23 protein-coding genes and 1 pseudogene are annotated in these 24,955 nt (G+C 69.1%); 18 read left to right on the top strand and 6 right to left on the bottom strand.

The features are described 5' to 3' along the window. Positions 1-280: 280 nt before the first annotated feature. Entirely contained in the window at positions 281-886 is a 606-nt protein-coding gene (locus ACQW02_RS24535; protein WP_431282540.1) for a hypothetical protein, read from the bottom strand. 190 nt (positions 887-1,076) lie between these two features. Here ACQW02_RS24535 and ACQW02_RS24530 point away from each other — a divergent pair, with 190 nt between their 5' ends. Genes ACQW02_RS24530 through ACQW02_RS24520 form a run of 3 tightly spaced genes read left to right on the top strand, consistent with a single transcriptional unit; the run spans position 1,077 to position 4,398 of the window. After that, positions 1,077-1,850: an enoyl-CoA hydratase/isomerase family protein gene (locus tag ACQW02_RS24530; protein WP_431282539.1), complete on the top strand. Its 774-nt coding sequence runs from the start codon at positions 1,077-1,079 to the stop codon at positions 1,848-1,850. Continuing rightward, positions 1,847-2,887, top strand: a complete 1,041-nt coding sequence (locus ACQW02_RS24525; RefSeq protein ID WP_431282538.1) for an alcohol dehydrogenase catalytic domain-containing protein — start codon at positions 1,847-1,849, stop codon at positions 2,885-2,887. The genes ACQW02_RS24530 and ACQW02_RS24525 overlap by 4 nt, the downstream gene beginning before the upstream one ends. Beyond that, positions 2,887-4,398: a class I adenylate-forming enzyme family protein gene (locus ACQW02_RS24520; RefSeq protein WP_431282537.1), complete on the top strand. Its 1,512-nt coding sequence runs from the start codon at positions 2,887-2,889 to the stop codon at positions 4,396-4,398. The genes ACQW02_RS24525 and ACQW02_RS24520 overlap by 1 nt, the downstream gene beginning before the upstream one ends. A 93-nt stretch (positions 4,399-4,491) precedes the next feature. On the opposite strand, the gene ACQW02_RS24515 is transcribed toward ACQW02_RS24520, so the two are convergent. Continuing rightward, positions 4,492-5,448, bottom strand: a complete 957-nt coding sequence (locus tag ACQW02_RS24515; RefSeq protein WP_431282536.1) for a LysR family transcriptional regulator — start codon at positions 5,446-5,448, stop codon at positions 4,492-4,494. A 135-nt stretch (positions 5,449-5,583) separates the two neighbouring features. Between ACQW02_RS24515 and ACQW02_RS24510 the strand changes: the two genes are divergently transcribed. The 7 genes from ACQW02_RS24510 to ACQW02_RS24480 all read left to right on the top strand — a co-directional run bounded on the left by ACQW02_RS24510 (position 5,584) and on the right by ACQW02_RS24480 (position 13,478). Further along, on the top strand, positions 5,584-6,558 hold the full coding sequence (locus tag ACQW02_RS24510; RefSeq protein ID WP_431282535.1) for a Bug family tripartite tricarboxylate transporter substrate binding protein: 975 nt from the start codon (positions 5,584-5,586) through the stop codon (positions 6,556-6,558). A gap of 435 nt (positions 6,559-6,993) precedes the next feature. Next, complete coding sequence (locus tag ACQW02_RS24505) at positions 6,994-7,938, top strand: dihydrodipicolinate synthase family protein (RefSeq protein ID WP_431282534.1); 945 nt, start codon at positions 6,994-6,996, stop codon at positions 7,936-7,938. A 79-nt stretch (positions 7,939-8,017) separates the two neighbouring features. Then, complete coding sequence (locus tag ACQW02_RS24500; RefSeq protein ID WP_431282533.1) at positions 8,018-9,637, top strand: ABC transporter substrate-binding protein; 1,620 nt, start codon at positions 8,018-8,020, stop codon at positions 9,635-9,637. Positions 9,638-9,761: 124 nt separating this feature from the next. Then, a complete protein-coding gene (locus ACQW02_RS24495; protein ID WP_431282532.1) occupies positions 9,762-10,742 on the top strand; it encodes an ABC transporter permease in 981 nt (326 codons plus the stop codon). Continuing rightward, entirely contained in the window at positions 10,739-11,578 is an 840-nt protein-coding gene (locus ACQW02_RS24490) for an ABC transporter permease (RefSeq protein WP_431282531.1), read from the top strand. The genes ACQW02_RS24495 and ACQW02_RS24490 overlap by 4 nt, the downstream gene beginning before the upstream one ends. Further along, complete coding sequence (locus ACQW02_RS24485; protein WP_431282530.1) at positions 11,575-12,543, top strand: ABC transporter ATP-binding protein; 969 nt, start codon at positions 11,575-11,577, stop codon at positions 12,541-12,543. The genes ACQW02_RS24490 and ACQW02_RS24485 overlap by 4 nt, the downstream gene beginning before the upstream one ends. Continuing rightward, on the top strand, positions 12,540-13,478 hold the full coding sequence (locus ACQW02_RS24480; RefSeq protein WP_431282529.1) for an ABC transporter ATP-binding protein: 939 nt from the start codon (positions 12,540-12,542) through the stop codon (positions 13,476-13,478). Before ACQW02_RS24485 ends, ACQW02_RS24480 begins: the two co-directional genes overlap by 4 nt. Positions 13,479-13,481: 3 nt before the next feature. Here ACQW02_RS24480 and ACQW02_RS24475 read toward each other — a convergent pair whose 3' ends face one another. Then, the gene (locus ACQW02_RS24475; RefSeq protein ID WP_431282528.1) at positions 13,482-14,183 is read right to left on the bottom strand and encodes a TetR/AcrR family transcriptional regulator; all 702 of its coding nucleotides are present in this window, start codon (positions 14,181-14,183) and stop codon (positions 13,482-13,484) included. Positions 14,184-14,263: 80 nt separating this feature from the next. On the opposite strand from ACQW02_RS24475, the gene ACQW02_RS24470 reads away from it, so the two are divergent. Genes ACQW02_RS24470 through ACQW02_RS24445 form a run of 6 tightly spaced genes read left to right on the top strand, consistent with a single transcriptional unit; the run spans position 14,264 to position 21,210 of the window. Then, positions 14,264-15,991, top strand: a complete 1,728-nt coding sequence (locus tag ACQW02_RS24470) for a GMC family oxidoreductase (protein ID WP_431282527.1) — start codon at positions 14,264-14,266, stop codon at positions 15,989-15,991. A 2-nt stretch (positions 15,992-15,993) separates the two neighbouring features. Next, on the top strand, positions 15,994-17,685 hold the full coding sequence (locus ACQW02_RS24465) for a GMC family oxidoreductase (RefSeq protein WP_431282526.1): 1,692 nt from the start codon (positions 15,994-15,996) through the stop codon (positions 17,683-17,685). A gap of 4 nt (positions 17,686-17,689) precedes the next feature. Further along, positions 17,690-18,427, top strand: a complete 738-nt coding sequence (locus ACQW02_RS24460; protein WP_431282525.1) for an aspartate/glutamate racemase family protein — start codon at positions 17,690-17,692, stop codon at positions 18,425-18,427. A gap of 8 nt (positions 18,428-18,435) precedes the next feature. Then, positions 18,436-19,554, top strand: coding sequence for an NAD(P)/FAD-dependent oxidoreductase (locus tag ACQW02_RS24455; RefSeq protein ID WP_431282524.1), 1,119 nt, complete (start codon positions 18,436-18,438; stop codon positions 19,552-19,554). Then, positions 19,529-19,813 (top strand): (2Fe-2S)-binding protein, encoded by a 285-nt coding sequence (locus tag ACQW02_RS24450; protein WP_431282523.1) that lies wholly within the window; start codon positions 19,529-19,531, stop codon positions 19,811-19,813. Before ACQW02_RS24455 ends, ACQW02_RS24450 begins: the two co-directional genes overlap by 26 nt. Further along, a complete protein-coding gene (locus ACQW02_RS24445; protein WP_431282522.1) occupies positions 19,810-21,210 on the top strand; it encodes an NAD(P)/FAD-dependent oxidoreductase in 1,401 nt (466 codons plus the stop codon). The genes ACQW02_RS24450 and ACQW02_RS24445 overlap by 4 nt, the downstream gene beginning before the upstream one ends. Positions 21,211-21,350: 140 nt before the next feature. Here ACQW02_RS24445 and ACQW02_RS24440 read toward each other — a convergent pair whose 3' ends face one another. Next, positions 21,351-21,641: a DNA methyltransferase gene (locus tag ACQW02_RS24440; RefSeq protein WP_431282521.1), complete on the bottom strand. Its 291-nt coding sequence runs from the start codon at positions 21,639-21,641 to the stop codon at positions 21,351-21,353. Between the two features lie 66 nt (positions 21,642-21,707). Here ACQW02_RS24440 and ACQW02_RS24435 point away from each other — a divergent pair. Beyond that, positions 21,708-22,042, top strand: a pseudogene (locus tag ACQW02_RS24435) (transposase); the annotation flags it as partial. A gap of 74 nt (positions 22,043-22,116) precedes the next feature. Next, entirely contained in the window at positions 22,117-23,010 is an 894-nt protein-coding gene (locus ACQW02_RS24430) for a LysR family transcriptional regulator (RefSeq protein ID WP_431282520.1), read from the top strand. 6 nt (positions 23,011-23,016) lie between these two features. Here ACQW02_RS24430 and ACQW02_RS24425 read toward each other — a convergent pair whose 3' ends face one another. Both ACQW02_RS24425 and ACQW02_RS24420 read right to left on the bottom strand, forming a co-directional pair. Further along, positions 23,017-24,012: a Bug family tripartite tricarboxylate transporter substrate binding protein gene (locus ACQW02_RS24425; protein WP_431282519.1), complete on the bottom strand. Its 996-nt coding sequence runs from the start codon at positions 24,010-24,012 to the stop codon at positions 23,017-23,019. 2 nt (positions 24,013-24,014) lie between these two features. Further along, the gene (locus tag ACQW02_RS24420; RefSeq protein WP_431282518.1) at positions 24,015-24,884 is read right to left on the bottom strand and encodes an IclR family transcriptional regulator; all 870 of its coding nucleotides are present in this window, start codon (positions 24,882-24,884) and stop codon (positions 24,015-24,017) included. Positions 24,885-24,955 lie beyond the last annotated feature (71 nt).

The raw sequence follows: 24,955 nt of genomic DNA, 5'->3' as shown, positions 1-24,955 counted from the left end.
CAGAACTGGCGCCCGATCCTACGCACCGGGTCACACAGGAACCACACGAGGCAGGTCTTCGACCCGGTCACGACCCGGGCCAGCCCTCCGCCTGGAAGCTATCATCCTCCGCCACGATCGGTCATCCGCGCGGGCCCCTCGAAGGAACTTCCATGGGTCGGCGCCGCAATTTCCACGGTGTTGGGGCGCTGGTGCGGCTCACCCAATGTGGCACCTCCATGAATGGCCCAAGCGAGCGGCCGAAGGCCCGCCGGATCGCTGTGAATGCGCGTCGCATCACCTACGCAACCAGTAGCAAATCAAGATGCTTGCGGGTCCCCGCATCCAACGTTGCCATGACAAGTCGCAAGCCTCTGACATCCCTCGTGGTGTCAGGGGTTTTGCCGTTTTGGGCCCGTTGCATCGCCCGGCCCTCCTCGGCCTGCGCCAGATGCAGGAAGGCGGCCAGATCCCCCCGTAGCGATACCTCCACCTCGCCCCGCTTTGCCCCAGGAAAGACCTGGATGGCGTCGATCAGGCAGCGCAGGGCCGCGGCGACACCGGCCACCATCTCCGGATCCTGGAGTTGGGCCTCGAGGGTCTCCACGCGTCGACGGAAAAGCAGTGGCAGGTTGGGGTGCAGGACCGGCACGCGTTCCGGTGTGCCGGCCTCGGCGATCTGCCGGGTGACCTTGTCACGCTCCTGCTCGATCTGGCGCAGCTCCTGGACCATTGCCGGGCTGCCGTGCCCCTCCTTGATGAGCTCCAACAGGTTCCGGATCTGGCGACCGAGTTTGGCGCCCTGGCTTTCCAGCCGTGCCTTCTGGCTGCCGCGGTCCCGATTATCCGCGTTGATCTCCTCGACGTAGCCCCGAGTGAACTCCTCGACCAGGTCGGGCGCCAGCAACCGATCCTTGAGACCGGTCAGGACCCGCTCCTGCGCGGTCCTGACGGCGTGCCGCCGGGTGGGCTCCCTTTGGCTTATAACCAAGGCGCATAAGCACCATCGGGCTTGGTATTTCGCGCGAGCGTCCGGCCGCGCCAGCCTACCGTCCCATACTGACCGGCGGTCCCTGCTGCATGATCCCCTTCTTCGCATGAGCATCCTGCTCGACCGGCACGACGATGGCGTGGCCGTTGTGACGCTCAACCGGCCCGATCGGCTCAATGCCCTGGATATCCCGGCCAAGGAGGCGCTGGCGGCGGCCTGGCGGGAGATCGCCGCCGATCCCGCCATCCGCGCCGTGGTGCTGCATGGCGCCGGGCCGCGCGCCTTCTGCGCAGGGTCGGATGTCAAGGCGATGCATGCGACCGGGGCCATGGTCTCGACCCGCACGCTGATGGACGCCATCCCCAATGTCGGCACGGCGCTGCCGCAGCCGGTGATCGCGGCATTGCACGGGCACTGCCTGGGCATGGGGCTCACGCTGGCGCTGCATTGCGACCTGCGGATCGCCGCCCCCGGCACGCGGCTGGCCTTCCCCGAGGTGCCGCATGGCATGATCTCCGGCGTCAGCGCGGTACGGCTCCCGACCATGGTGCCGCCCGGCCGCGCGATGGAATTCATGCTGCTGGGCGATCAGATCCCGCTGGAGGAGGCGCTGCACCTCGGCCTGGTCAACCGCATCGCGGAGGATCCCCTGGCCGCCGCGCTGGGCTGGGCCCGGCGCCTGGCCGCCATGCCCCCCACGGCGGTGCAGGCCACCAAGCGCTTGCTGCGCCACAGCCAGCTGCTCGACCAGGCCGCCCAGGCGGAGGTCGAGGCGATGCGCGACTGGGTCGAACAGCAGCGCGACTTCCGCGACAACGCTGCCGCCTTCGAACGCCGCGAAGCCGGCGCTCGCATGCAGCCTTCGGACGATGCCGCATGAGCCTGATGCGAGCCGTCACCTTCCCCCGCTTCGGCGGTCCTGAGGAACTGCGCTGCACCGAGGTCGCCTGCCCCGAACCCGCGGCCGCCGAGGTGCTGATCCGCACCCATGCCGCCGGCATCTGCTATCACGACGTGCTTTCGCGCGGCGGCCATATCCCGCGCGACAAGCCCGGCCAGATCCTGGGCCATGAGATCGCCGGCGAGATCGTGGGCCTTGGCGCCGGCGTGCCGCAGTCGCGCCTTGGCGAGCGGGTTGTCGTCTATGTCCGGCTGCATTGCGGCCATTGCCGCTACTGCCTGGGTGGCCGGCCCGACCTGTGCCGCGACAGCCGGGTGGTGGGTGAGCATGGCGGGGGCGGCTATGCCGAATACACCACCGTGCCATCGCGCAACGCGGTGCGGGTGCCCGATGGGCTGTCGCTGGAACATGCCGCCATGGCCTGCTGCCCCATCGGCACCAGCGTCCGCGCGGTGCTGGGCGTGGCACAGGCGGGGCCTGGCGATGTGGTGCTGGTGACCGGCGCCGGTGGCGGGCTGGGCCTGCACCAGATCCAGGTGGCCAAGAGCGTCGGCGCCCATGTGATCGCCGTCACCAGTTCGGACAGCAAGGTCGAGACGATCCGCGCGGTCGGCGCCGATGAGGTGGTGGTGAGCCCCGATCTGCGCTTCAGCGCCGAGGTCTGGCAGCGCACCGGCAAGCAGGGCGCCGATATCATCCTGGAGAATGTCGTGACCGGCACGATCGGCGAGAGCCTACGCAGCGCGGCGCAGAACGCGGCGATCGTCGTGCTGGGCAATATCGGCGCCCGCAAGGTCGAGATGGACCCGGGGCTGATCATCATGCGCCGGCTGCGTATCATGGGCTCGGGCAATGCGACCTATCAGGATCTGCGCCGGGCGCTGCATCTGATGGCGACCGGCAAGGTCCGGCCGATGATCGACCGGGTGCTGCCCTTCGCCGAGGCTTCGGACGGCCATGCGCTGATGGAGAACCGCGCGACCACCGGCCGCGTGCTGCTTTCGGGCTGGGGCTGATGCATCTGGGCAGGCTGCTGGCGCGGCTGGCGCGGCGCCATGGCGACCGCATCGCGCTGCGCGACGCCAAGGGCGACTGGAGTTTTGCCTGCTTCGGCGCGCGGCTGGCCCGGCTCGGCCATGCGCTGCGCGGGCTGGGGTTGGGGCGGGGCGACAGGGTGGCGCTGCTGCTGCCGGATATCCGCGAATACCTCGAATGCGACTATGGCTGCATGGCCGCGGGGCTGGTGCGCGTGCCGCTCGACCCGCGCCTGCCGCCGGGCGATCTGGTGGCGCTGCTGCGCCATGCAGGGGCCCGGGCGCTGTTGACCCATGCCGAGCTGGCGCCGCCGCTGGCCCTGCTGCGGGACGCCTTGCCGGAGTTGGCGCATGTCGTCTCGGTGGGCGGTCCGCTGCCCGGTGCCGTCGCCTACGAGTCGCTGCTGGCCAGCGCCATCGACGCGCCCTTCGAGGATGGCGACGCCGCGGATCTCGCCACGCTCAATTTCAGCGGCGGCACCACCGGGCGGCCCAAGGCGATCATGCTGCGGCACCGCAACCTGGCGGCCGTGCTGCAGAACACCATCGCCGGTTTCGACGCGCGGCCGGAGGATGTCTTCCTCAATCTCCGTCCGCTCTGGCCGATCGCGCAGTTGGTGATGTTTGCGCATCTGGCCGCCGGCGCGACGGTGGTGCTGGGCGGCCGCTTCATCCCCGAAGCCTTCGCCGCGCAGGTCGACAGCAGCGGCGCCACCAGGACCTCCCTGGTGCCGACCCAATTGGTGCGTGCCCTGCCGCATATGACGACGGCCGATCCGCGGCTGGCGCGGCTGACCGCCGTTATTCTGGGTGGATCCCGCCTGCCGCCGGCCGATTTCGCCACCGCGCTGGCGGTCTGCGGGCCTCGGCTCGGCGTGCTCTATGGTATGACCGAGGCGCCGGTCTCCACCTACCTGCCCCCGGCCGCGCTGCGGGACGAGGCGGCGATGGCCAGCGTCGGCCATGCGCTCTTCTCGACGGAATTGCGGATCGGCGGGCCCGGCGGCGCCGCCCTGCCGCCTAGCGAGGAGGGGGAGGTCATGATCCGCGGCCCGCATGTCATGGCCGGCTATTGGAACGACCCCGCCGCGAGTGGCGCGGCCCTGGCCGATGGCTGGCTCCACACCGGCGATCTGGGCCGGCTGGACGCCACCGGGCTGTTGTCGATCACCGGCAGGCTGAAGGAGGTGATCCGCTCGGGCGCCACCTCCATCGTTCCGGCCGAGGTCGAGGACGCCCTGGCCAGCCATCCCGATGTCGCCGAGGTCGCCGTCGCCGGAATGCCCGACCGCGAATGGGGGGAGGCGGTGACGGCATTCGTCGTGCTGCGCCCCGGAGCCACCCCGGATGCGGCGGCGCTGGTCGCGCATTGCCGCGCCGTGCTGGCCGCCCATAAGAAGCCGCGCCGCGTCTGCTTCGTCGAGGCGATTCCGCGATCGCACTACGGCAAGGTGCTCAAGCCGCAGCTCCTGGCCCTGGCGGGTGACGCTTGAAAGGCGCGCCCGATTCCCGGCCGGCGCCGTTCGGCCCCTGGCGGCGCCGATGAGCTCGCTTGAGACCGACATGCTGGTGGCGGTGCGGTGAGCTCAGCCTGGCCTGATCCTGCCATCCTGGGCCAGCGCAACGGCCAGGTGCGCCAAGAAAGCCACGGCCGGGCGGGACAGCGGCTGCGGCGCCGGATGCACCACCTGGAAGCCGAAATCGACCGCTGGCAGGAAGGGGCGGGATTCAATCCGGGCGCCGAAGATCTCGACCGTGAAGGCATCCACCACGGCGACGCCAACCCCCTCGGCCACCATCGCGCAGGCGGCGGAGGAGAGGAAGGTTTCCACCCGTGCCTCGGGCGGGCCGCCCAACACCTCGGCGAGGCGCGTGCCGGTCGTGCTAGAGGCCGGCAGCGTCACCAGCGCTTCCCCTTCCAGATCAGCCGGCCGCACCACCTGCCGCGCGGCCAGCCTGTGGCCCGGCGGCATCACGCAGAGGCAGTCCGAGGCATAGGTGGCGGCCACCGCCACCCCCGGCGCCGCGCCGAACATCTGGGTCACGCCGATCTCGACCTGGCGCGCCGCCACGGCCTCGGTGATGCGCTGGGCGCTCAGAGCCTCGAACTGCACGCGCAGCCCGGGATGGTCCCGCATGAAGCCGGCGATGGCGCGCGGCAGCAACTGGAAGCACAGCGCCGGCAGGGCGGCGATGCGCAACACCGCGCGCCGCATGCCGCGCAGGTCGTCCGCCGCCTTTTCGAGCGCGGCCAGGCCGGTCAGGCTGCGGGCGATCTCATCGGCGAATTCGGCGCCCTCCGGCGTGATCGCCAGCCGCTTGCCATGGCGCAGGAAGAGCGCGAAGCCCAGGCTTTGTTCCAGCGCCATCAACAGCCGGCTCAGGCCGGGCTGCGACACATTGAGCAGCCGCGCCGCGGCGCTGATCGATCCGGCGCCAACGATGGCCGAGAAGGCTTCAAGCTGACGCAGATTGAGCCGCTGCGGGCCGCGCAGCCCATGCACCAGGGCGGCCAGCATCGCCGGGTCGGTGCGCGTCTCCATCCCATTCCCCTCGGAACCACCGGGCGCAGTCCATACCGCCGGTTCCCCGAGGGCAAGCCGCCGGCAGCGCGGCAGGTCACGGCCGGACGCCAGGGCATAGGGCAGACCGCCACATGAGCTGAACAGGAGTGCGCGATGCGCCGACCTATCCTTCCCACCCTGGCATGCCTGGCCGCGCTGCTGCTGCTGCTGCCTGGTGGCGCGCGGGCGCAGAGCTGGCCGGCGCGACCGGTCCATCTGCTGATCAACACCACGCCGGGTGGTGCTGTGGATACCGTCGCGCGGCTGATGGCGCAGCGGTTGCATGCGGTGCTGGGCCAGCCGGTGGTGGCCGAGAACCGGGCTGGCGGCAATGGCGTGGTCGCCGGCATAGCCGTGCAGACGGCCGCGCCCGATGGCTATACCTTGCTTTTCGGCGCGTCGATCCACGCACTGACCGGGGCGATCATGCGCCGGCCGCCCTATGACCCGCTGGCCGATTTCACCCCCGTCGCGCGGGTGGCCGAGGGGCCGCTGCTGGTGGTGACCGCGCCGCGCCTGCCCTATGCTGATCTGTCCTCCCTGGTTGACGCGGTGCGTGGCAATCCGGCCGGCTTTGCCTTCGCCACCTCTTCGCTGGGGGCCGCGGGGCATCTGGCGGTGCTGGCGCTGCGGCAGATCACCGGGGTGGATGTGCCACTGGTGTCCTATCGGGGCTCGGCGCCGGCGCTGACGGACCTGGCCGCGGGCACGGTACAGGTGATGGTCGACCCGATCCTCTCCTCCCTGCCGCTGGTGCAGGGCGGGCAGTTGCGGGCGCTGGCGATCACCGCCGCCGCGCGCAGCCCGGCGGCGCCCGCCATCCCGACGGTCGCCGAGGCCGGCTTCCCCGCCCTGCGCTATGCGAGCTGGTATGCCGTCTGGGGGCCGCGCGGCCTGCCCGAGGCGGTGACCATGCGCCTTCACGCCGCCCTGGGCGGCATCGTCGCCGAGGACGCCGTGGCCCGCCGCCTGGCGGAGCTAGGCTTCACCTCTGTCGCCGAGAGCCAGGCTGATTTCGTCGCCGTGCAGACCGCCGAGGCCGAGCGCGGCGCCGCGTTGCTGCGGCAATCGGGCTTCGAACCGCAATAGGGGATGGGGTCTGCGGGGAAGGGGGGAAACTCAAACGATTGATTGAATTCGTGATGCCGCGCGAATAATCCCGCAGCCTGTCGACGCAGGCGTAGTTTGGGTGGCATTCGGCGTGGCGGAGGGCGCCGGTGCGTGACCTGCCCGGTATCGGCCCCTCCGCGGCGACAGGCGCTGCCGGGTGCGGCGCCGATGGTCGCGCTGTTTCCTTCTGTTGCTGTCCCGGGGCCTGGGCCGGGCCTTCTCCTTGCCATCATGATCCGGCGCGACCCGCCGGGTGGCAGCGCATGTGGCTGAGGATGCGGCAGCCTGCCCGCGAAACAGCCGGTGGCGTGCCGCGATCGCTCGCCCGTTCAAACGAACGATTGAATTTTCTGTTGCAAGCCACTTCGAGGCCGTCCTAGGCTCGACGTCATTCGCGTTGATCGGAGCATGGCCATGGCCAAGATGCGTATCGAAGGATCCTTCGTCGCCCTCATCACCCCATTCAACGCCGACGGCAGCGTCGATTTCGGCGCTTTTCGCACGCTGATCGACTGGCATGCGAAACACGGCACCTCGGCCTTGCTTTTCATGGGCTCGACCGGCGAGGTCTCGATGCTGACGCCGGAGGAGCGGCGCGCGGTGGTCGAGAAGACCGCGGCCTTGCCGCGCCAGGGGATGAAGTTCTTCTATGGCTGCACGGGCACCAGCACCGCCGCCACCATCGCCTATCTGCAGCATGCCAAGGCAGCCGGCGCCGATGGCGCGATCCTGGCCGCGCCCGCCTACATCTGCGCGCCCGAGGATGACATCGAGACCTTCTTCCGCGACTGCGCGGATGCGGTGGAACTGCCGATCGGCATCTACAACAACCCGCCGCGGGTGAAGTCCGACCTGCATTGGGATCACCTGCTGCGGCTGATGAAGCATCCGAACATCATCGTGCTGAAGGAAAGCACGACCCGCGTCGGTCAGGTGGCCCAGGTCTGCGCGGCCCAGCCCGATGCGACGATCATGTGCTGCGACAGCCCCAACCTCGGCCTGGTCGTGCCGACCATGTCGCTCGGCGGGCATGGCACGGCGAATATGACGGGCAATATCGATCCGGCCGGCATCGCGCTGATGTCGAAGCCCTGGACGACGCCGGAGCAATCCGTGGTGTTCCGCGAGACCTATCTGCGCCTGCTGCCGCTGCTGCACTTCACCTATAGCGCCGTGAACCCGGTGGCCGTGAAGTCGCTGATGAAGGCGGTGGGGCTGCCGGCGGGCGATCTGCGGCGCCCGTTGAGCGGGCTCAAGCCCGAGCATCTGGCGCGCGGTGTTGCGATCGTGCAGGCGCTTGGGCTCGACCGCCAATATGGCTGGCGCCTGCCGGGCGCGCTGCCTTTGGCCGCTGAATAAGCCTTGGCGCGCGCCGCCATCATTCCCGAATGACGATCCCGCAGATGCGCCGTGGCGCAACGCATAAGGACTGACCATCATGCATGACATGTTCGGCCGACGCGATCTCACGCGTTTGCTCGCTGGCGGCGCAACTCTGGCCACGGGCGTGGGTCTCGTCGCGCGTTCGCCCTTGGCGCAAGGCGCGCCGGTGTCGGGTGGCGTGCTGACCGCGGTGATCTCGCCGGAGCCGACATTGCTGACCACGGCCCTGACCACGGCGCTGGTCACCACCGTGGTGGCGCCCAAGATCTTCGATGGTCTCTTTGTCTATGACTGGGATTTCAAGCCGCAGCCGGCGCTGGCGACGGCCATGGAGGTCGCGCCCGATGGCAAGACCGTCACCATCAAGCTGCGCGAGGGCGTGCGCTGGCACGATGGCCGGCCCTTCAGCTCTGCCGACGTTGCTTTCACCGTCACCGAAGTCTGGAAGAAGCTGCATCCGCGCCTGCGCGCCCTGATGGCGAATGTCACCGAGGTCGAGACGCCCGACGCGCTGACCGTCGTGATGCGCCTGTCCAAGCCGAGCCCAGCGATGCTGATCGACTTGATGGGCTATGAAGCCGGCGTGCTGCCCAAGCATCTCTACGAAGGCACCGACATCCCCAGCAACCCGCACAATCTGCGCCCCGTCGGCACGGGCCCCTTCAAGTTCGTCGAGTGGCGCCGGGGCGAGGCGATCATCCTCGAGAAGAACGCGGATTACTGGGATGCGGGCAAGCCCTATCTCGACCGCATCGTCTTCCGCGTGATCCCCGATGGCGCCGGTCGTTCCGCCGCGCTGGAGCGGGGGGAAGTGCTGCTCGGGCCCTACAACCCCGTGCCGCTGAACGATGTGGCGCGGTTGCGGGCGCTGCCGACGATGGAAGTCGAGTCGAAGGGCTACGAACACGCCAACGACACGCAGTGGCTCGAATTCAATCTCAGCAATGAATACCTCAAGAACGTCAAGGTGCGGCAGGCGATCAGCCGGGCGCTGGATCGCAGCTTCATCGCCAGGAACATCTGGTTCGGCCTGGCCGAGCCGGCGGTGAGCCCGGTGCCGCGCAACGCCCGGGCCTTCTTCACCGATGACGTGCCCAGCCAGGCCTTCAGCATCGCGGCCGCGAATACGCTGCTGGACGAGGCCGGCTATCCGCGCGCGGCGGGCAACATGCGCTTCAAGCTGACCATCAGCTGGGGCAATTACTCCGACGGCAACCAGCGCTTCGCCGAATACCTGCGCCAGACGTTGCGGCGTATCGGCATCGACGCCGATATCCGCAACACCGACTATGCCACCTGGCTGCGCGAGATCTGGACCGAGCGCGCCTTCGACATGAACATCTTCTACGCCTCCGCCACGGCCGACCCGACGATCGGGCTGCAGCGCTTCTGGTACTCTGGCGCCTATCAGCGCGGCGTGCCCTTCACCAATGCCTCGGGCTACAACAACCCGGCGATGGACCAGATCCTGATGGACGCGGCGGTGGAACCCGATCCAGCCCGTCGCCGCGCGATGTTCGTCGAATTCCAGAAGCTGGCGATGACCGACCTGCCGATCCTGCCGATCGTCGAGTTGACCACGGTGACGATCGCCAACCGGCGCGTGCGCAACCATACCTCGGGGCCCGAGGGTATTCGGAGCAGCTTCGCCGATACCTGGCTCGCCCCGAGCTGATGCCTCCCCGCCGCGGTCCCGGCCGCGGCGGATCCTCCTTCCGGTCACGACGAGAGTTTCGCCCGATGCCCTCCACGATACGGCGGCGCCGCCCCGGCGGCATCGCCGATGGCCGGCAGGCGGCATGAACCGCCGCCTTGTCGTCTACCTGCTGCGCCGGCTTGGTCAGGGTGCGATCATCATCGCCGGCATCCTGGTGCTGAACTTCGTGCTGCTGTCGCTGGCGCCCGGCGATGCCGCGGAGGTGATGGCCGGCGAGGCCGGCGGCGCCGACCCTGCCTATCTGGAGCGGCTGCGCGCTCAATTCGGGCTGGATGTGCCCGCGCCGCAGCGCTTCCTCAACTACGTGCTCAAGCTGGCCAGTTTCGACCTGGGCCATTCGCCACGTTATGGCATCTCGACAACCGAGCTGATCCTGGGCCGGCTGCCGCCGACGCTGCTGCTGATGGGCGCCAGCCTGACCATCGCGATCGCGCTGGGCATCGTGCTGGGCGTCGCCGCCGCGCGTCGCCCGGGCTCGGTGACGGATGAGGCGATCTCGCTCTTCTCCCTGCTGCTCTATGCCACGCCGCTGTTCTGGGTGGGGCTGATGCTGATGCTGTTCTTCTCGGTGCATCTGGGCTGGCTGCCCACGGGCGGCATGCAGGATCTGGTCAACAACCCGCGTGGCTTTGCCTGGGCGATCGACCGGCTTCGGCATCTGGTGCTGCCCTCGGTCACGCTCTCGCTGTTCTTCCTGGCCATCTATACGCGGTTGGTGCGGGCCTCGGTGATCGAGGTCTATACCCAGGACTACGTCAAGCTGGCCCGGGCCAAGGGCGTCAGCGAGCGCCGCGTGGCCTACGGCCATGTGCTGCGCAATGCGCTGATGCCGCTGGTGACGATGGTGGGCGTGCAGGTCGGTGCGCTGATGGGCGGCTCAATCCTGGTGGAGAGCGTCTTCGCCTGGCCCGGCCTCGGTCGCCTGGCCTTCGAGGCGGTGGCGTCGCGCGACCAGAACCTGCTGCTGTCGATCCTGCTTGTCTCCTCGATCTTCGTCGTGATCTGCAACCTGGTGGTCGATCTTCTCTACCTCCGCCTCGACCCCAGGATCGAACTGCGATGACGGTCTTCCTCCGCCGCATGTTCCGCCGCCGCTCGGCCATATTGGGGCTGGTGCTTCTGCTTGGCGTCGTCGTGCTGGCGCTGACCGCCAGCCGCTTCTGGCCTGACGATCCCTTCGACATGGTGGCATCGCCTCTGCTGGCGCCTGGCGAGGATCCGGACTTCCTGCTGGGCAGCGACAATCTCGGCCGCGACATGGGGGCCGCGGTCGCCTATGGCGCGCGCGTCTCGCTCTTGGTCGGGCTGGCCTCGGCCCTGACGGCGACGCTGATCGGCGTCGGCATCGGCGCCATCGCCGGCTATTTCGGCGGTTGGGTCGATGACGTGCTGATGCGCCTGACCGAGATCTTCCAGACGATCCCGCCCTTTCTCTTCGCCATCGTGCTGGTGGCGATCCTGTCGCCCACGGTCTGGACGATCGTAACCGCGCTCACCGTCGTGTCCTGGCCGCCTTTGGCGCGGCTGGCGCGGGCCGAGGTGATGGCGCTGCGCGACCGGGAATTCGTGCTGTCCTGCGTGGCCTTCGGCATGTCGGATGCCCGCATCATCCTGCTGCAGATCCTGCCCAACGCCGCGCCGCCGCTGATCGTGGCGGCGACCATCACGGCCGCCTCGGCGATCCTGGCGGAAGCGGGGCTGTCCTTCCTCGGGCTGGGGGATCCCAATGTGATGTCCTGGGGCACGATGATCGGGCTGGGGCGGGACCTGATCCGCACCGCGCCCTGGGTGGTGACGGTGCCCGGCATCGCCGTGCTGCTGACGGTGCTGGGCCTCAACCTGGTGGGGGAGGGCCTCAATGACGCCCTCAATCCCCGCCTGCGGGAACGCTCGGCATGAGCGAGAGCAGGCTGAGCGTGGAGGGGCTGTGCATCGCCGCGGGCCGGGTCCCGCTGGTCGAGGGCGTGTCCTTTAGCCTGCGTCCCGGCCATACCCTGGCGCTGGTGGGCGAATCCGGCTGCGGAAAATCGGTCACCTCGCATGCCGTGATGGGGTTGCTGCCGCCGCCGCTGTCGGTCGCGGCCGGTTCGGTGAAGCTGGATGGAATGGAGCTTCTCGGCCTGTCGCCCGATGGCTGGCGCGCCCAGCGCGGCCGGCGCATCGGCATGGTCTTCCAGGAACCCATGACGGCCCTCAACCCCGCGCATACCGTGGGCGACCAGGTCGCGGAGGCGGTCCGCGCCCATGGCGGTGCCTCCCGCGCCGAGGCGCGGGACCGTGCCATCGCATTGCTGGCCGAGGTGCGGATCCCCGACCCCGCGCGCGTAGCGAAGGAGTTTCCGCATCGTCTGTCGGGTGGCATGCGCCAGCGCGTTGTCATCGCGACCGCCATCGCCGGTGGCCCGGCCTTTCTGATCGCGGATGAGCCCACAACGGCGCTGGACGTCACGGTGCAGGCGCAGGTGCTGGCGCTGCTCGGGCGGTTGCAGGCCGAGAAGGGGCTGGGGCTGCTGCTGATCACCCATAATCTGGGCGTGGTCGCGCAATCCGCGCAGGAGATGGCGGTGATGTATGCCGGCCGCATTGTCGAACAGGGGCCGGTGCGCGGGATCTTTCGCGCCCCGCGCCATCCCTATACCCGTGGGTTGATGCGCGCCGTGCCGGGGGCGCTGGGCCGCAAGGCGCCGCTGGAAGGCATCGGCGGCATGGTGCCCTCGCCAGGGCCGCAGCGCTGGGCGGGATGCGCCTTCGCGCCACGCTGCGGCATGGCGCTGCCCGACTGCACCACCGCAGCGCCGCCATTGCGCGAGCACAGCCCCGGCCATGCCGCCGCCTGCTTCCGATCCCATGAGATGGCGGCATGACCGCGCCGCTGCTGTCCGTGCGCGACCTTGTCGTGCGCTTCCGCTCGGCCCGCGGATTGGTGCATGCGGTGGATGGCGTGTCCTTCGACGTGTCGCCGGGCGAGATCGTCGGCGTCGTCGGCGAATCCGGCTGCGGCAAGTCCAGCCTGGCGCGTTGCCTGATCGGCCTCAACCAGGCGCAGGGTGGCTCGATCCGCCTGGGCGGGGAGGAGTTGGTTGGGCGCAGCCGTGGCGCCTGGCGCCCGCTGCGCAAGCAGATCCAGATCGTTTTCCAGGATCCCTATGCCTCGCTCAATCCGCGCCTGACCATCGGGCGGCTGATCGAGGAGCCGATGCGGCTGCATGGCCTGCCCGATGCACCCAAGCGCCGTGCGGCGCTGATGGATCGCGTCGGCCTGGCCGCGTCCTGGGACGGACGTTATCCGCATGAGTTGTCGGGCGGGCAGCGCCAGCGCGTCGGCATCGCGCGCGCGTTGGCGCTGGAGCCGGCGCTGCTGATCTGTGACGAGCCGGTCTCGGCACTCGATGTTTCGGTACAGGCGCAGGTGGTCAATCTGCTGCTGGAGATCCGCAAGGAACGGAATCTCGCGATGCTGTTCATCACCCATGATCTCGGCCTGGTGCAGCATGTCGCCGACCGCACGCTGGTGATGTATCTGGGCCGCATCGTCGAGGCCATGGATGCCGAGGCCTGGAACAATCCGGCGCATCCCTATGCCCGTGCGCTGCGTGCCGCTTCGCCGGAACCGGATCCGGATCGCCCGTTGCCGCCGCCGCTGGAAGGCGATCCGCCGAGCCCGCTCAACCGCCCCGAGGGCTGCCATTTCCGTCCGCGCTGTGCCATGGCGATTGGCCAGTGCCTGACCGAGCCGGTGCTGCGCGACCTGCGCCCCAACCACCGCGCGGCCTGCCACCGTGCGATGGAGGAGGCGTGATGGTCAGCGCCGACTGGGCGGTGCCCGGAAACCCGCGGCGATGAAGGTGACGAGTTGATGCACCACCGCATCGTCATCCGCCTGCGCCACCCGCGGCGAGAGATTTACCAGCCGGTCCATGTTGCGATCCAGATCGGACAGGATCTGCATCATCGCGCCGCGCGCGAAATCGTAGCGCCAGACGATCTCATCCCGCTCCAGCCAGGGTGCGGCGCGGTTCAACGCGTCGATGAAGCGCAGATGCACCGGGTCGAATTGCGCGGCCAGGATGGTATTGATGCTGCCGCGCGGCAATGCGCGCGCCTGCAGCAGCAGCCGCACGATGGCGCGGCCATTCTGCCGGTCGCGGCTGAAGGTGACCATCGGGCGCATCACCGCTTCGACCAGCGCTTCCAGCGTCGGGCCGCCGGGGCCAGCCTCGGCATGGCAACGGTCCAGCGCGGCCAGGCGGCCGTCGTTGATCTCGCCCAGGAAGCGTTCCAGCACGGCGCGGATCAAATCGTCCTTGGAGCGGAAATGGTAGTTGACGGCGGCGATATTGGCGCCCGCGCGCTCGGTGATCTCCTTCACCGAGGCACCGTCGACACCGAGTTCGGCGAAGGCCTCGAGCGCCGCGACCAGGATGCGGCCGGGGGTTTCCTGCGCCCCGCTGGTCTTGCTGGCCGGCTTCGTGGTGCTGGTTCTGGTGGCGGTCTTCACGGCCATGGGGCGTATCCGGCAGGCAACATCGGCGAGGGGACTCTGGCGCGGTTTGGGGTCGCAGGCAGCGATATTGGGGCATTCAATTGAATATTTCAAATGACATAAGCTGCGACTGGCTGGTGGTGGGCGGCGGCTCCGCCGGCTGCGTCCTGGCTGCCCGCCTGTCCGAGGATCCGTCGCGCCGTGTCATCCTGGTCGAAGCCGGGCCCGACACGCCGCCCGACCAGGTTCCGGCCTCGATCACCGACAACGGGTTCCTGCCCGATTACTTCTCGCCGATCCGCTACTGGACCGATCTGACCGCCTATTCCGACCCGCCCGGCAACCGCTCCCGCCAGCAGGTCGAGGCGGAGCTGGCCCCAAGCCGCTACGAACAGGGGCGGGTCATGGGCGGGGGCTCGGCGGTCAATGCGCAGATCGCCATCCGCGGCCTGCCGGCGGATTACGACGAATGGGCGGCGATGGGCGCGCAAGGCTGGGATTTCGACTCCTGCCTGCCCTATTTTCGCAAGCTTGAGCGCGACATGGATTTCGATGGTGAGCTGCATGGCGATTCGGGTCCCATCCCGCTCCGCCGCACTTTCCCCGAGGATTGGAGCCGCTTCGCCCTCTCCTTCCGCGACGCGCTGGCCAAGCGCGACATCCCCTATGTCGATGACGGGCACGCCTATCACGGCGATTCCTGCTTTCCCTTCGCGCGCAACAACATTTACGGAAAGCGCGTCTCCGCCGCGATCGGCTATCTGGATACGAAGACCCGCCGCCGGCCGAATCTCCGCATCCTGCCGCTGACGATTTTGCAGCAACTGACCTTCGACGGCACGCGCTGCACGGGGGCGGAGCTGTCCGGGCCACAGGGTCGGCAGCACATCACGGCGGGCGAGGTGATCATCAGCTGCGGTGCGCTGCATACGCCGGCGGTGCTGTTGCGCGCCGGCATCGGCCCGGGCGCCGATCTGGCGGCGATGGGCATCGCCATGCGTGCCGATCGGCCGGGCGTTGGGCAGAACCTGCTGGACCATCCGCTGCTGGGTTTTGGGGTGCATATCGCCCCTGAAGGTCGCATGGCGGAGCAGGTCCGCAACAACCTGCTGCTACATCTGCGCTGGAGTTCCCAGTTCCCCGGCTGCACGCCGACGGACATGAAGTTGACCGTGTCCGGCCGCTTCGCCTGGAGCCGCGTGGGCAAGCGCCTGGGGACGCTCAATTTCGGTCCCAACAAATCCTATTCGCGCGGCGAGGTGGCCTTGCGCAGCCCGGATCCGGCGGTCGAGCCCTATGTCGCGCTGAATTTGCTGTCGGACCCGCGCGACATGGCGCGGATGAAATACGGCGTGCGCTGGGTGCATGACATCCTCTCGGCCGATCCGGTGCGATCCTATGTGCATAGCTGGTGGCCCGGCATCTTCGCCGCCAGCGTGCGCAACCTGATCCAGCAGACGCGCTGGAACCGCTTCAAGACCGACATAGCGGCCGGGCTGCTGGATTCGGGCGCGATCGGGCGCAAGATCGTGCTGGGCGCGGCCATCGACACAAGGTTCACCCTGGCGAAAATCCTGGCGGATGAACGCATCCTGGAAGACTGGATCCGCGCCGGCACCCAGGGCGACTGGCATCCCTGCGGAACCTGCCGCATGGGTGCTGCCGACGACGCCATGGCCGTGACCGATCCGCAAGGGCGCGTGCTGGGCGTGGAGGGCTTGCGTGTGGTGGATGCCTCGCTGATGCCCAGCATCCCCTGCGCCAATCCGAATATCACAGTGATCATGATGGCCGAGAAGATCGCCGCGGGCATCCGCGCCGAGGGATGAGCATGCAATACGACACGATCATCGTCGGCGGCGGTTCGGCCGGCGCCACGCTCGCGGGGCGGCTATCGGCCGCATCCGGCCATCACGTGCTGCTGCTGGAAGCCGGGCGCGACACGCCGCCGGATCAGGTGGAACCCGATATCCTCGATAGCTACCCGCGGATCGCCTATTTCAAGGAATCCAATCTCTGGGCTGACCTGCGCGTCAGCTTCCAGGCCGAGGATCGCAACGCCCCGCCCGATATACGCCGCTATGAACAGGCGCGGTTGATGGGCGGCGGGTCGAGCCTCAATGACATGCAGGCCAATCGCGGCACGCCGGCCGATTACGACGAATGGGCGGCGATGGGTGCGGCCGGCTGGGACTGGCAGGGCGTGCTGCCCTATTTCCGCAAGCTTGAACGCGACATGGATTTCGATGGCCCGCTGCATGGCGGCGACGGCCCGATCCCGATCCGGCGCATCCAGCCCGATGTCTGGCCCGCCTTCACCAGGGCGGCCGCCCAGGCCTTCAAGGATGATGGCGCGACGTCGCTGCAGGACCAGAATGGGCAGTTTGAGGACGGCTATTTTCCGCTTGCCATCTCGAACATCTACGATCGCCGTGTCTCGGCGGCGATCGGCTATCTCGACAACCGCGCCCGCGCGCGGCTGAATCTGCGTATCCAGCCTTATGCCCAGGTCACCGCATTGCTGCGCGAGGGAACGCGCATCACCGGCGTCCGCGCCATGGTCAACGGCAAGGAGGAAGGCTTCGCCGCGAAGCAGGTGATCCTCTGCGCCGGGGCGCTGCATTCGCCGGCGATGCTGATGCGCGCCGGCATCGGACCCGCCGCCGCGCTGCGCGCCATGGGCATCGAGGTGATCGCGGACCGCCCCGCCGTCGGGCGCAACCTGCAGGAACATCCGGCGATCTCGATCAGCGCCTATCTGCCTAAGGAGTCACGCCTGCCGGACACGCTGCGGCGGCATATCCTGGTCGGGCGCCGTTGGTCCTCGGGCATCGAGGATTGCCCGGAAAGCGACATGTACATGGTCGCCATGGCGAAGTCCGGCTGGCATGCGGTCGGGCAGCGCCTCGGCTCGATCATCACCTGGGTCAACAAGGCCTATTCGCTGGGAAACGTCACGCTCCACAGCGCGGAGTGGCGGGCGGAGCCGAAGGTCAGCTTCAACATGCTCTCCGACCCGCGCGACCTGGCGCGGCTCAAGCTGGGGATGCGGCGGGTGGCGGTGCTCTTCGCGCATCCGGCCATGCAGGCTGCGGTCCACCACCCTTTCCCGACGCATATGAGCGAGCGCGTGCGCGATCTTGGGCGGATCAATCGCAAGAACCACCTGTTGACCACGGCGCTGGGCGCGCTGCTCGACGGCCCCGCGCCGCTGCGCGACCTGCTCATCCGCCGGCTGATCACCGAGGGTGAAAGCGTCTCCGGCCTGATGGCCGCCGAGGAGGCGCTGGACACCTATGTCCGCGACAAGGTCCATGGCTCCTGGCATGCCTCCGGCACCTGCCGCATGGGCGATGCGGCGGATGACGGCGCGGTGGTCGATCCGCATGCGCGCGTCATTGGCGTTCAGGGTCTGCGCGTGGTGGATGCTTCCATCATGCCGCGCGTGCCGCGCGCCAATACCAATATCCCCACCATCATGGCCGCCGAGAAGATCGCGGCCACCATCCTCGCGGGAGGCTGAACCCATGCCGATCTATCATCCGCGCCCCGGCGCGCATTCCTATGGCCATGACATCGGCGTGTTGCTGATCGACTGCGTCAATCCCTTTCCCCCGGGCGATGTCGGCAATGCCAGCTCCTACGACTACCCGGTCCTGTTCCACACCATTCCCGATGTGACAATCGAGGCGCTGCTGGATCGCGGCGATACCTCGCTGATGCCCAATGTCCTCAAGGCGGCGCAGTATCTGGAGGCGCATGGCGTCAAGGCCATCACCAGCGATTGCGGCTATATGCTGCATTTCCAGCATCTGATCGCCGGCGCGGTGAAGGTGCCGGTGATGCTCTCGCCGCTGCTGCAACTGCCCTTCATCGGCGCGACCCTGGGCACCGGCCGCGCCATCGGCGTGATCTGCGCCAAGAAGCCACGCATGACGCCGGATCTGCTGGCCCGGGCCTGGCCCAATCCGACCTGCCCGATCCATGTGGCCGGCCTGGAAACCAGTGCTGCCTTCCGCACGCCGATCATGGAGGAGACAGGGCCGCTCGATACCGACGCGGTGGAGGCGGATGTGGTCGCCATCGCCCAGGGGCTGGTGCGCGACAATCCCGATATCGGCGCCCTGCTGCTGGAATGCTCCAATATCCCGCTCTATTCGCACGCGGTGCAGAAGGCCACGGGGCTGCCAGTCTTCGACTTCATGACCATGATCAACCAGATGCGCGCCGCCTGCGTGCAGCGCGCCTATACGGGCGGCTACTGAGGCCAGCCATGGGCAGTCGCTGCATCGTCCTGGGCGGTGGGCTGGTCGGCATGGCCGTGGCGCTGGGCGCTTCGGATGCCGGCGCCGAGGTCATCGTGCTGGATGATGGCGACATGGCCTTCCGCGCATCGCGCGGCAATGCCGGGCTGATTTGGGTGCAGGGCAAGGGCGATCATATGGCCGCCTATGCGCGCTGGACGCGACAATCGGCGGCGCTCTGGCCGCAATTCGCCGCATCCCTGCTGCAACGCACGGGGATCGACGTGGAATACCGCCAGCCCGGTGGCTTTCATCTCTGCCTGGGCGAGAGAGAGTTGGAGGTCCGCGCGGAGATCTGCGCCAACCTGGCGCGACAGCCAGGCGGCACGCCGATGCGCATGGTCGACCACGCCACCTTGCGCGAACATATCCCGCTGATCGGCCCTGCTGTGCGTGGCGCCTCCTGGAGCCCCGAGGATGGCTATGCCAATCCGCTGGCGCTGCTGCATGCCATGCATGTGGCGGCGAAGCTGGCCGGCATCGTCTATCGCCCCGCCGAACCCGCCGGCGACATCCTGCCGCTGCCCGGCGGCGGCTTCCGCGTGCAGACCGAGGCGGCGCAATGGGCGGCCGACCGCGTCATCCTGGCGGCGGGGCTGGCCAATGCCACGCTGGGGCCGATGGTCGGCCTTGATGTGCCGGTGCGTCCGGTGCGCGGCCAGATCGTGGTGACCGAGCGGGTGCCGCGTTTCCTCGACTACCCTACCTCGACGATCCGGCAGAATGAGAATGGCTCGGTGATGTTCGGCAATAGCGTGGAGAGGGATGCGGGGTTCAGCACCGCGACCAGTATCGACATCACCGGCCGGCATGCCGCGCGGGCGATGTTGGAGTTCCCGCACTTGGCCCAGGCGCGCGTCGTGCGAAGCTGGTCGGCGCTGCGGGTCATGCCGCGTGACGAATTCCCGATCTACCAGCAGTCCGCGCGCCATCCCGGTGCCTTCGTCGCCACCTGCCATAGCGGTGTGACGCTGGCGGCCGTGCATGCCCGCGTGCTGGGTCCGGCGCTGGGCGAGGGCAGTCTCCCCCCCGATGGCGCCGCCTTCACCACGGAGCGTTTCCATGCTGCGCCCGATCACGCCGCCTGACGCGGCCGAGGCCATCGACCTGTTCCTGGATGGGGAGCCGGTGCGGGCGCGGCCTGCGGAGACGGTGGCCTTCCTGCTGCTGCGCCTGGGCCGGCTGCCCTTCCGCCACACCATGGCCAGCGGCGCGCCGCGTGCCGCCTTCTGCCTGATGGGGGCCTGCCAGGACTGCCTGGTCGAGATCGACGGCCAGCCCAACCGCCAGGCCTGCCTGGTCCTGGTCACGCCGGGGATGCGCGTGCGCCGGCAGGTGGCGGCATGAATGCGGTGCGCGACCTGCTGGTGATCGGCGCCGGGCCGGCCGGCATGGGGGCTGCCATCCAGGCCTCGGCGCTGGGCCTGGCGACCATGGTGTTGGACGAGCAAGCAGCGCCCGGCGGCCAGATCTACCGCGCGCTGGAGGCGCGCGGCGGGGATCGTGCCGGGCTGGCGCTCATCCGTGCCTTTCGTGGCTGCGGCGCCGAGTACCGTCCTTCGACCACCGCCTGGGACATGGCGCCGGTGCCACTGCCGGACGGGGCATCCGGCTGGCGGGTGATGGCGACCCGCGATGGTGTCGTCGCACCCCTGCTGGCGCGGCGGCTGCTGCTGGCGACGGGTGCGCGTGAGCGACCGCTGCCTTTCCCGGGCTGGACCCTGCCCGGTGTGCTGGGCGCGGGGGCGTTGCAGATCGCGCTGAAGGCCGGCGGGTTGGTGCCGGAGGGGCGCTTCGTCCTGGCCGGGCGCGGGCCGCTGCTGTTGTTGCTGGCGACGCAGCTTGTGGCGGCCGGGGCGCGGCCGCTGGCGATCCTCGACATGGTCCCCGCCGGGCGCTGGCGGGGGGCCGCGCGGCACCTGCCGCGGGCGTTGGGTGCTGCGGATTATCTGCTGCGTGGCGCTGGAATGATGGCGCGGCTGCGGGCCAGCGGCATCCCTGTCCATCATGCGGTCGAAGGGCTGGAGGCGCTCGGGCAGGAACGGCTGACGCGCCTGCGGTTCCGCAGCGATGGTGCCACGCAGGAGATCGAGACCGGGTTGCTGGCGATTCATGACGGGGTGGTGCCGGATGTCCAGGCGGCCATGGCGCTGGGCTGCGCCCTGGATTGGGATGCCGGCCAGCAGGCGTTTCGCCCCTGTCAGGACGCCTATGGCGCGACCTCCGTGCCGGGGGTCCGCGTGGCGGGCGATGGGGCCGGGATCGACGGGGCGGAGGTAGCACCCCTGACCGGTCGCCTGGCGGCGCTGGGGGCAGCCCTCGATCTGGGCCGGCTGGACCGCGCGGCGGCGGACGCGATCGCGGCGCCGCTGCGGCGGGAGCTGGCGCGGCGGCGCCGCATCCGCCCGTTGCTGGAGCAGTATTATGCCCCCGGCACCGCCGATGCGGTGCCCGACGAGGCGCTGGTCTGCCGCTGCGAGGAGGTGACCGCCGGCGGTATCCGCCAGGCCGCGGCGCTGGGCGCCCCCGGCGCCCGGCAGGTCAAGGCCTTCACCCGCTGTGGCATGGGCCCGTGCCAGGGCCGCTATTGCGGGCCCACGGTCGCCTTGATGCTGTCGGCGGCTGCTGGACGCGCACCGGACGCCAGCATGGTGCTGCCGGCGCGTTTCCCGCTGCGGCCGGTGACCCTGGCCGAGATGGCCTCGGAGGCCGAAGGGGCAACCGAGGTGACGCGCACCGCCTGACGCCCGACTGTCGCGGGAGGAGAAGGCGAGGGGGCGAAGCGCGTGGTCTCCGTCGTGCTGCAGGGCGGGTGCTCTGTGTGTGACGGACCATTTGTGCTGTGCCACTCACAAGCCAAACAAGATGCAGCGGCGCGGAATTGCTATGATTCGGCGGTCTGGGTCACATCATGATCGGCGATGCCGCGCGCTGCGGCGACATCGGCAAAGATACGATCATCGCCCTCCAGCACTGCCACCTCGTCGATCGCCTCCTGCCACCGCCGCACGATGACGTCGGCATAGGCGGGGTCGATCTCCAGCAGCGCGGCGCGCCGCCCGGTGCGCTCCGCCGCGATCATGATGGTGCCCGAGCCGCCGAAGCAGTCAGGCACCGTGTCGCGCGGCTTGCTGCTGTCGCGGATGGCACGTTCCACCAACGTCACCGGCTTCATGGTGGGATGCAGGTCGTTGCGCGCCGGCCTTCCAACCGTACAGCATGGCGTCGAACGGCTGGTGGTAGTCGCGCGCGTTGGCGGCAGTATCAGGGGCGGCTTGATCCGGCACGGCTGGTCTTCATCGACGAGACCTGGACCAAGACCAACATGGTCCGCACCCACGGTCGCTGTGCCGTAGGTCAGCGCCTGATCGACAAGACCGCGCACGGGCGCTGGAAGACGCTGACCTTCGTCGCCGCCCTGCGTGCCGACAGGATCGCCGCACCCGCCGTGTTCGACGGCCCGATCAACGTGCGCAGTTTCCTTGCCTACGGCAGCAGGCGCTGATCCAGGCGCTGCGGCCCGGCGACATCGTCGTCCTCGACAATCTGGGCAGTCATAAGGGCCTGGGCGTCCGCGGGCTTACCGGTTAGGACGGCATCGACTGACTGGGCCGATCGCCAGCCCGGATCTCGCACGGCGGAGCCACGCCATGAATGCACGCGACATCGAGATCTTCTGCGAGATCATGCGCAGCAACTCCCTGAGCCTGGCGGCCAAGGCGCTGAACGTCTCGCAGCCCGCCCTGTCGCAGGCCCTTCGGCATTGCGAGGATCGCATCGGCTATGCGCTCTTCCGCCGCCGCGCCGGACGCCTGACACCCACGGCGGAGGCGACGGCGCTGTGGCCGGAAGCGGAGCGACTGTTCCATGAACTGCGCAGCTTTCGCAGCCTGACGCGCGACCTCGGCGGCCGGCAGGGCGGCCTGCTGCGGCTCGGCACGACCTCCTCGCTCGGCGTGTCGCTGGTGCCGAAGGCCGTGGCGCAACTCCGGCGGGAATGGCCCCTGGCACGCATCTCGGTGAACCTGATGCCGGTACGGGAGTTGGGCGAGGCGTTGCTGGCGCGCCGGCTCGATGTCGGCCTGGCGCTGACCTCCGTCGAAGTGCCGGGGCTAGAGCATGTGCAACTCGGCACCGTGCCCTGCATCGTGCTGCTGCCGGAGGACCATCCCCTGGCCGCGCAGCCCGGGCTGGGCCCGGCCCAGCTCGCAGGGCTGCCCGAAATCGGCTTCGGCGGCTGGCAGGATTTCGGCCGCAGCCTGGACCTCGCCTTCGACGCCGAAGGGGTCGAGCGACGCATCGCGATCGAGATCGGCAGCACGGTCGGCGCCGTCGCCATGGTGCGCGAGGGGATCGGCTTCGCGATTGTCGATGGTTTCGCCCGCGGCGTGCTGCCGCCAGGCGTCGTGGCGCGGCCCTTCCTGCCCCGGGTCGAGCGCAAGGTGGTGCTGCTGCGCAGCCGCATGCTCGGCAATCCGGAAATGGTGGACCGGCTTTCCGAGATCATGCGGGCACTATGCCAGGCGGACGTGCCGCCCGACTGAAGGGGCTCAGTCCAGCCGTGCGCCGCTGGCCTGCACGATCGGCAGCCAGTAGCGGATCTCCTCCTGCAGGAATTCGGCGAAGCGGGCCGGCGTGTAGCCGGGCATCGGCGGAAGGCCGAGGTCGCGGTCGAGCCGCAGGGACACCGTGGGGTCCGTCACCGCGGTTTCCACCGCCGCCGCCATGCGGTCGACGATCTGCATAGGCGTATTGGCCGGCGCGAACAGGCCGAACCAGGAATAGGCGCGGTAGGCCGGCAGCCCGGCCTCGGCGCTGGTCGGCACGTCGGGCAGCGCGGTGGAACGTTCCGGCGTCGCCATCACCAGCGCCCGGATCGTCCCGGCATCATGGTGCGGCTTGATCAGGCCGGGGACGTCCGCCGTGAAATGCACCACGCCGGCCAGCAGGTCGTTGAAGACCGGGCCGCTGCCGCGATACGGCACGTGCAGCGCCTGCGTGCCGGTCAACTGCAGGAAGGCAACGCTGGAGATGTGGCCGGAGGCGCCATTGCCGGCGCTGCCATACTGGTAGCGGCCCGGATTGGCCTTCAGCAGGGCGATGAACTCCTGCAGCGTGGTCACGCCCAGGCTGGACTGCACGGCGATGCCGATCGGCGCCATCACGACAGGGGCCACCGGGATGAAATCCTTCACCGGGTCATAGGGCAGTCGGCTGTAGAGCCCCTGCGCCAGCACAAGGTTGGACACCGAGGCCATGACGAAGGTGTAGCCATCCGGCGCCGCCTTGGCGACGAAATCGGCGCCGGTGGTGCCGCCGGCGCCGGGGCGATTTTCGACCACCACGGGTTGGCCGAGCACTTCGCTCAGCTTCTGCGCCACGATGCGCGCGCTGCCATCGGTCGCGCCACCGGCGGCGAAGGGCACCACGATGCGCACCGGGCGCGTCGGCCAGGCCGGCTGGGCCGATGCCATTTGGGACAAGGCGGGCACGGCGAGTGCCGCCGCGAGAACGCCGCGACGCGACGGCAGGGTGAAGCGGTCCATGATCAGGTCTTTCCTTTTTTGGGAGGCCGGTTCTGGCGGGGTGGCGGGCTCATGCCCGCTTCGATGGATTGGACTTCCTGCGTCAGCAGGGTGAGCCACGCCTGGCGATTGGCTGGCTCCAGCCGGGTGGTGATGAAATTGATCGCGATCGCCGCTGTCACGTCACGCCCGGTCGGGCGGATCGGCATGGCGATCACCGAAAGCCCCTGGATCAGCGAGCCATTGGCCAGCATGTAGCCCTGCTCCCGGATGCCGCCGAGGCTGGTGCGAACCGCCGTCGCGGTCGTGCCGTATTCGCGGTACCGCGCCGTATTGGCCGCCAGGATGGCCTCGACCTCCGCCTCCGGTTGGCAGGCGAGAATGGCCAGGCTGCCGGACCCGATGCCAAGCGGCAGCAGGCCGCCGGTGCCCTGCGTCAGGCTCTCGATGACGTAGCTGCCTTCCTGCCGGTCCACGACGACGGCATTCAGCCCGCTGCGGACGATGAGGAAGGTGGTTTCCTGCGTCTCGGCGGCGATCCGCAGCAATGCGGGCCGGCAGATCCGCCGCAGTCCGGTGCCTTCCGCCGCGCGCCCGGCCAGCGCGATCAGTCGGGTGCCGAGCCGGTGGCGGCGCGTCGCGTCCTCGCGCTCGACCCAGCCATGCTGTTCCAGCGCCGCCAGCAGCCGATGCGCGGTGGACGCCGAGAGGCCGAGGCCGGCGGCAAGTCGGGAAAGCTGTTCGCCACCATCGCCGGCCTCGCCGAGCCGCTCCAGCAGTCGCACGACGCGGTCCAGCACCTGGATGCTGGAGGTCGCGGCCGTCGTCTCGGCCGGCGCCATATCGGCGGCCGCTTCGGGCGGCGTGTCGGAATGATCCAATGCTGCGTCCATGGGGCAAGTCCGGCCAGCGTAATTCCGCATGATAGAAAAGAGAAGCTTTTCTTTCCATACTGTAGAAACTA

It is taken from the genome of Humitalea sp. 24SJ18S-53, assembly GCF_050632385.1.
In the GTDB taxonomy this organism is placed as follows: Bacteria; Pseudomonadota; Alphaproteobacteria; order Acetobacterales; family Acetobacteraceae; genus Humitalea.
The sequence above is the reverse complement of the archived record's forward strand: the minus strand, read 5'-3'. Positions and strand labels throughout refer to the sequence as shown.

Bases quoted from the DNA above. Each gene is read 5' to 3' on its own strand.
- ACQW02_RS24465 (WP_431282526.1), top strand. From the start codon at position 15,994: ATGCAATACGACACGATCATCGTCGGCGGCGGTTCGGCCGGCGCCACG.
- ACQW02_RS24510 (WP_431282535.1), top strand. From the start codon at position 5,584: ATGCGCCGACCTATCCTTCCCACCCTGGCATGCCTGGCCGCGCTGCTG.
- ACQW02_RS24460 (WP_431282525.1), top strand. From the start codon at position 17,690: ATGCCGATCTATCATCCGCGCCCCGGCGCGCATTCCTATGGCCATGAC.
- ACQW02_RS24445 (WP_431282522.1), top strand. From the start codon at position 19,810: ATGAATGCGGTGCGCGACCTGCTGGTGATCGGCGCCGGGCCGGCCGGC.
- ACQW02_RS24425 (WP_431282519.1), bottom strand. From the start codon at position 24,012: ATGGACCGCTTCACCCTGCCGTCGCGTCGCGGCGTTCTCGCGGCGGCA.
- ACQW02_RS24495 (WP_431282532.1), top strand. From the start codon at position 9,762: ATGAACCGCCGCCTTGTCGTCTACCTGCTGCGCCGGCTTGGTCAGGGT.
- ACQW02_RS24500 (WP_431282533.1), top strand. From the start codon at position 8,018: ATGCATGACATGTTCGGCCGACGCGATCTCACGCGTTTGCTCGCTGGC.
- ACQW02_RS24525 (WP_431282538.1), top strand. From the start codon at position 1,847: ATGAGCCTGATGCGAGCCGTCACCTTCCCCCGCTTCGGCGGTCCTGAG.
- ACQW02_RS24505 (WP_431282534.1), top strand. From the start codon at position 6,994: ATGGCCAAGATGCGTATCGAAGGATCCTTCGTCGCCCTCATCACCCCA.
- ACQW02_RS24485 (WP_431282530.1), top strand. From the start codon at position 11,575: ATGAGCGAGAGCAGGCTGAGCGTGGAGGGGCTGTGCATCGCCGCGGGC.
- ACQW02_RS24440 (WP_431282521.1), bottom strand. From the start codon at position 21,641: ATGAAGCCGGTGACGTTGGTGGAACGTGCCATCCGCGACAGCAGCAAG.
- ACQW02_RS24530 (WP_431282539.1), top strand. From the start codon at position 1,077: ATGAGCATCCTGCTCGACCGGCACGACGATGGCGTGGCCGTTGTGACG.
- ACQW02_RS24515 (WP_431282536.1), bottom strand. From the start codon at position 5,448: ATGGAGACGCGCACCGACCCGGCGATGCTGGCCGCCCTGGTGCATGGG.
- ACQW02_RS24455 (WP_431282524.1), top strand. From the start codon at position 18,436: ATGGGCAGTCGCTGCATCGTCCTGGGCGGTGGGCTGGTCGGCATGGCC.
- ACQW02_RS24475 (WP_431282528.1), bottom strand. From the start codon at position 14,183: ATGGCCGTGAAGACCGCCACCAGAACCAGCACCACGAAGCCGGCCAGC.
- ACQW02_RS24480 (WP_431282529.1), top strand. From the start codon at position 12,540: ATGACCGCGCCGCTGCTGTCCGTGCGCGACCTTGTCGTGCGCTTCCGC.
- ACQW02_RS24520 (WP_431282537.1), top strand. From the start codon at position 2,887: ATGCATCTGGGCAGGCTGCTGGCGCGGCTGGCGCGGCGCCATGGCGAC.
- ACQW02_RS24450 (WP_431282523.1), top strand. From the start codon at position 19,529: ATGCTGCGCCCGATCACGCCGCCTGACGCGGCCGAGGCCATCGACCTG.
- ACQW02_RS24430 (WP_431282520.1), top strand. From the start codon at position 22,117: ATGAATGCACGCGACATCGAGATCTTCTGCGAGATCATGCGCAGCAAC.
- ACQW02_RS24490 (WP_431282531.1), top strand. From the start codon at position 10,739: ATGACGGTCTTCCTCCGCCGCATGTTCCGCCGCCGCTCGGCCATATTG.
- ACQW02_RS24420 (WP_431282518.1), bottom strand. From the start codon at position 24,884: ATGGACGCAGCATTGGATCATTCCGACACGCCGCCCGAAGCGGCCGCC.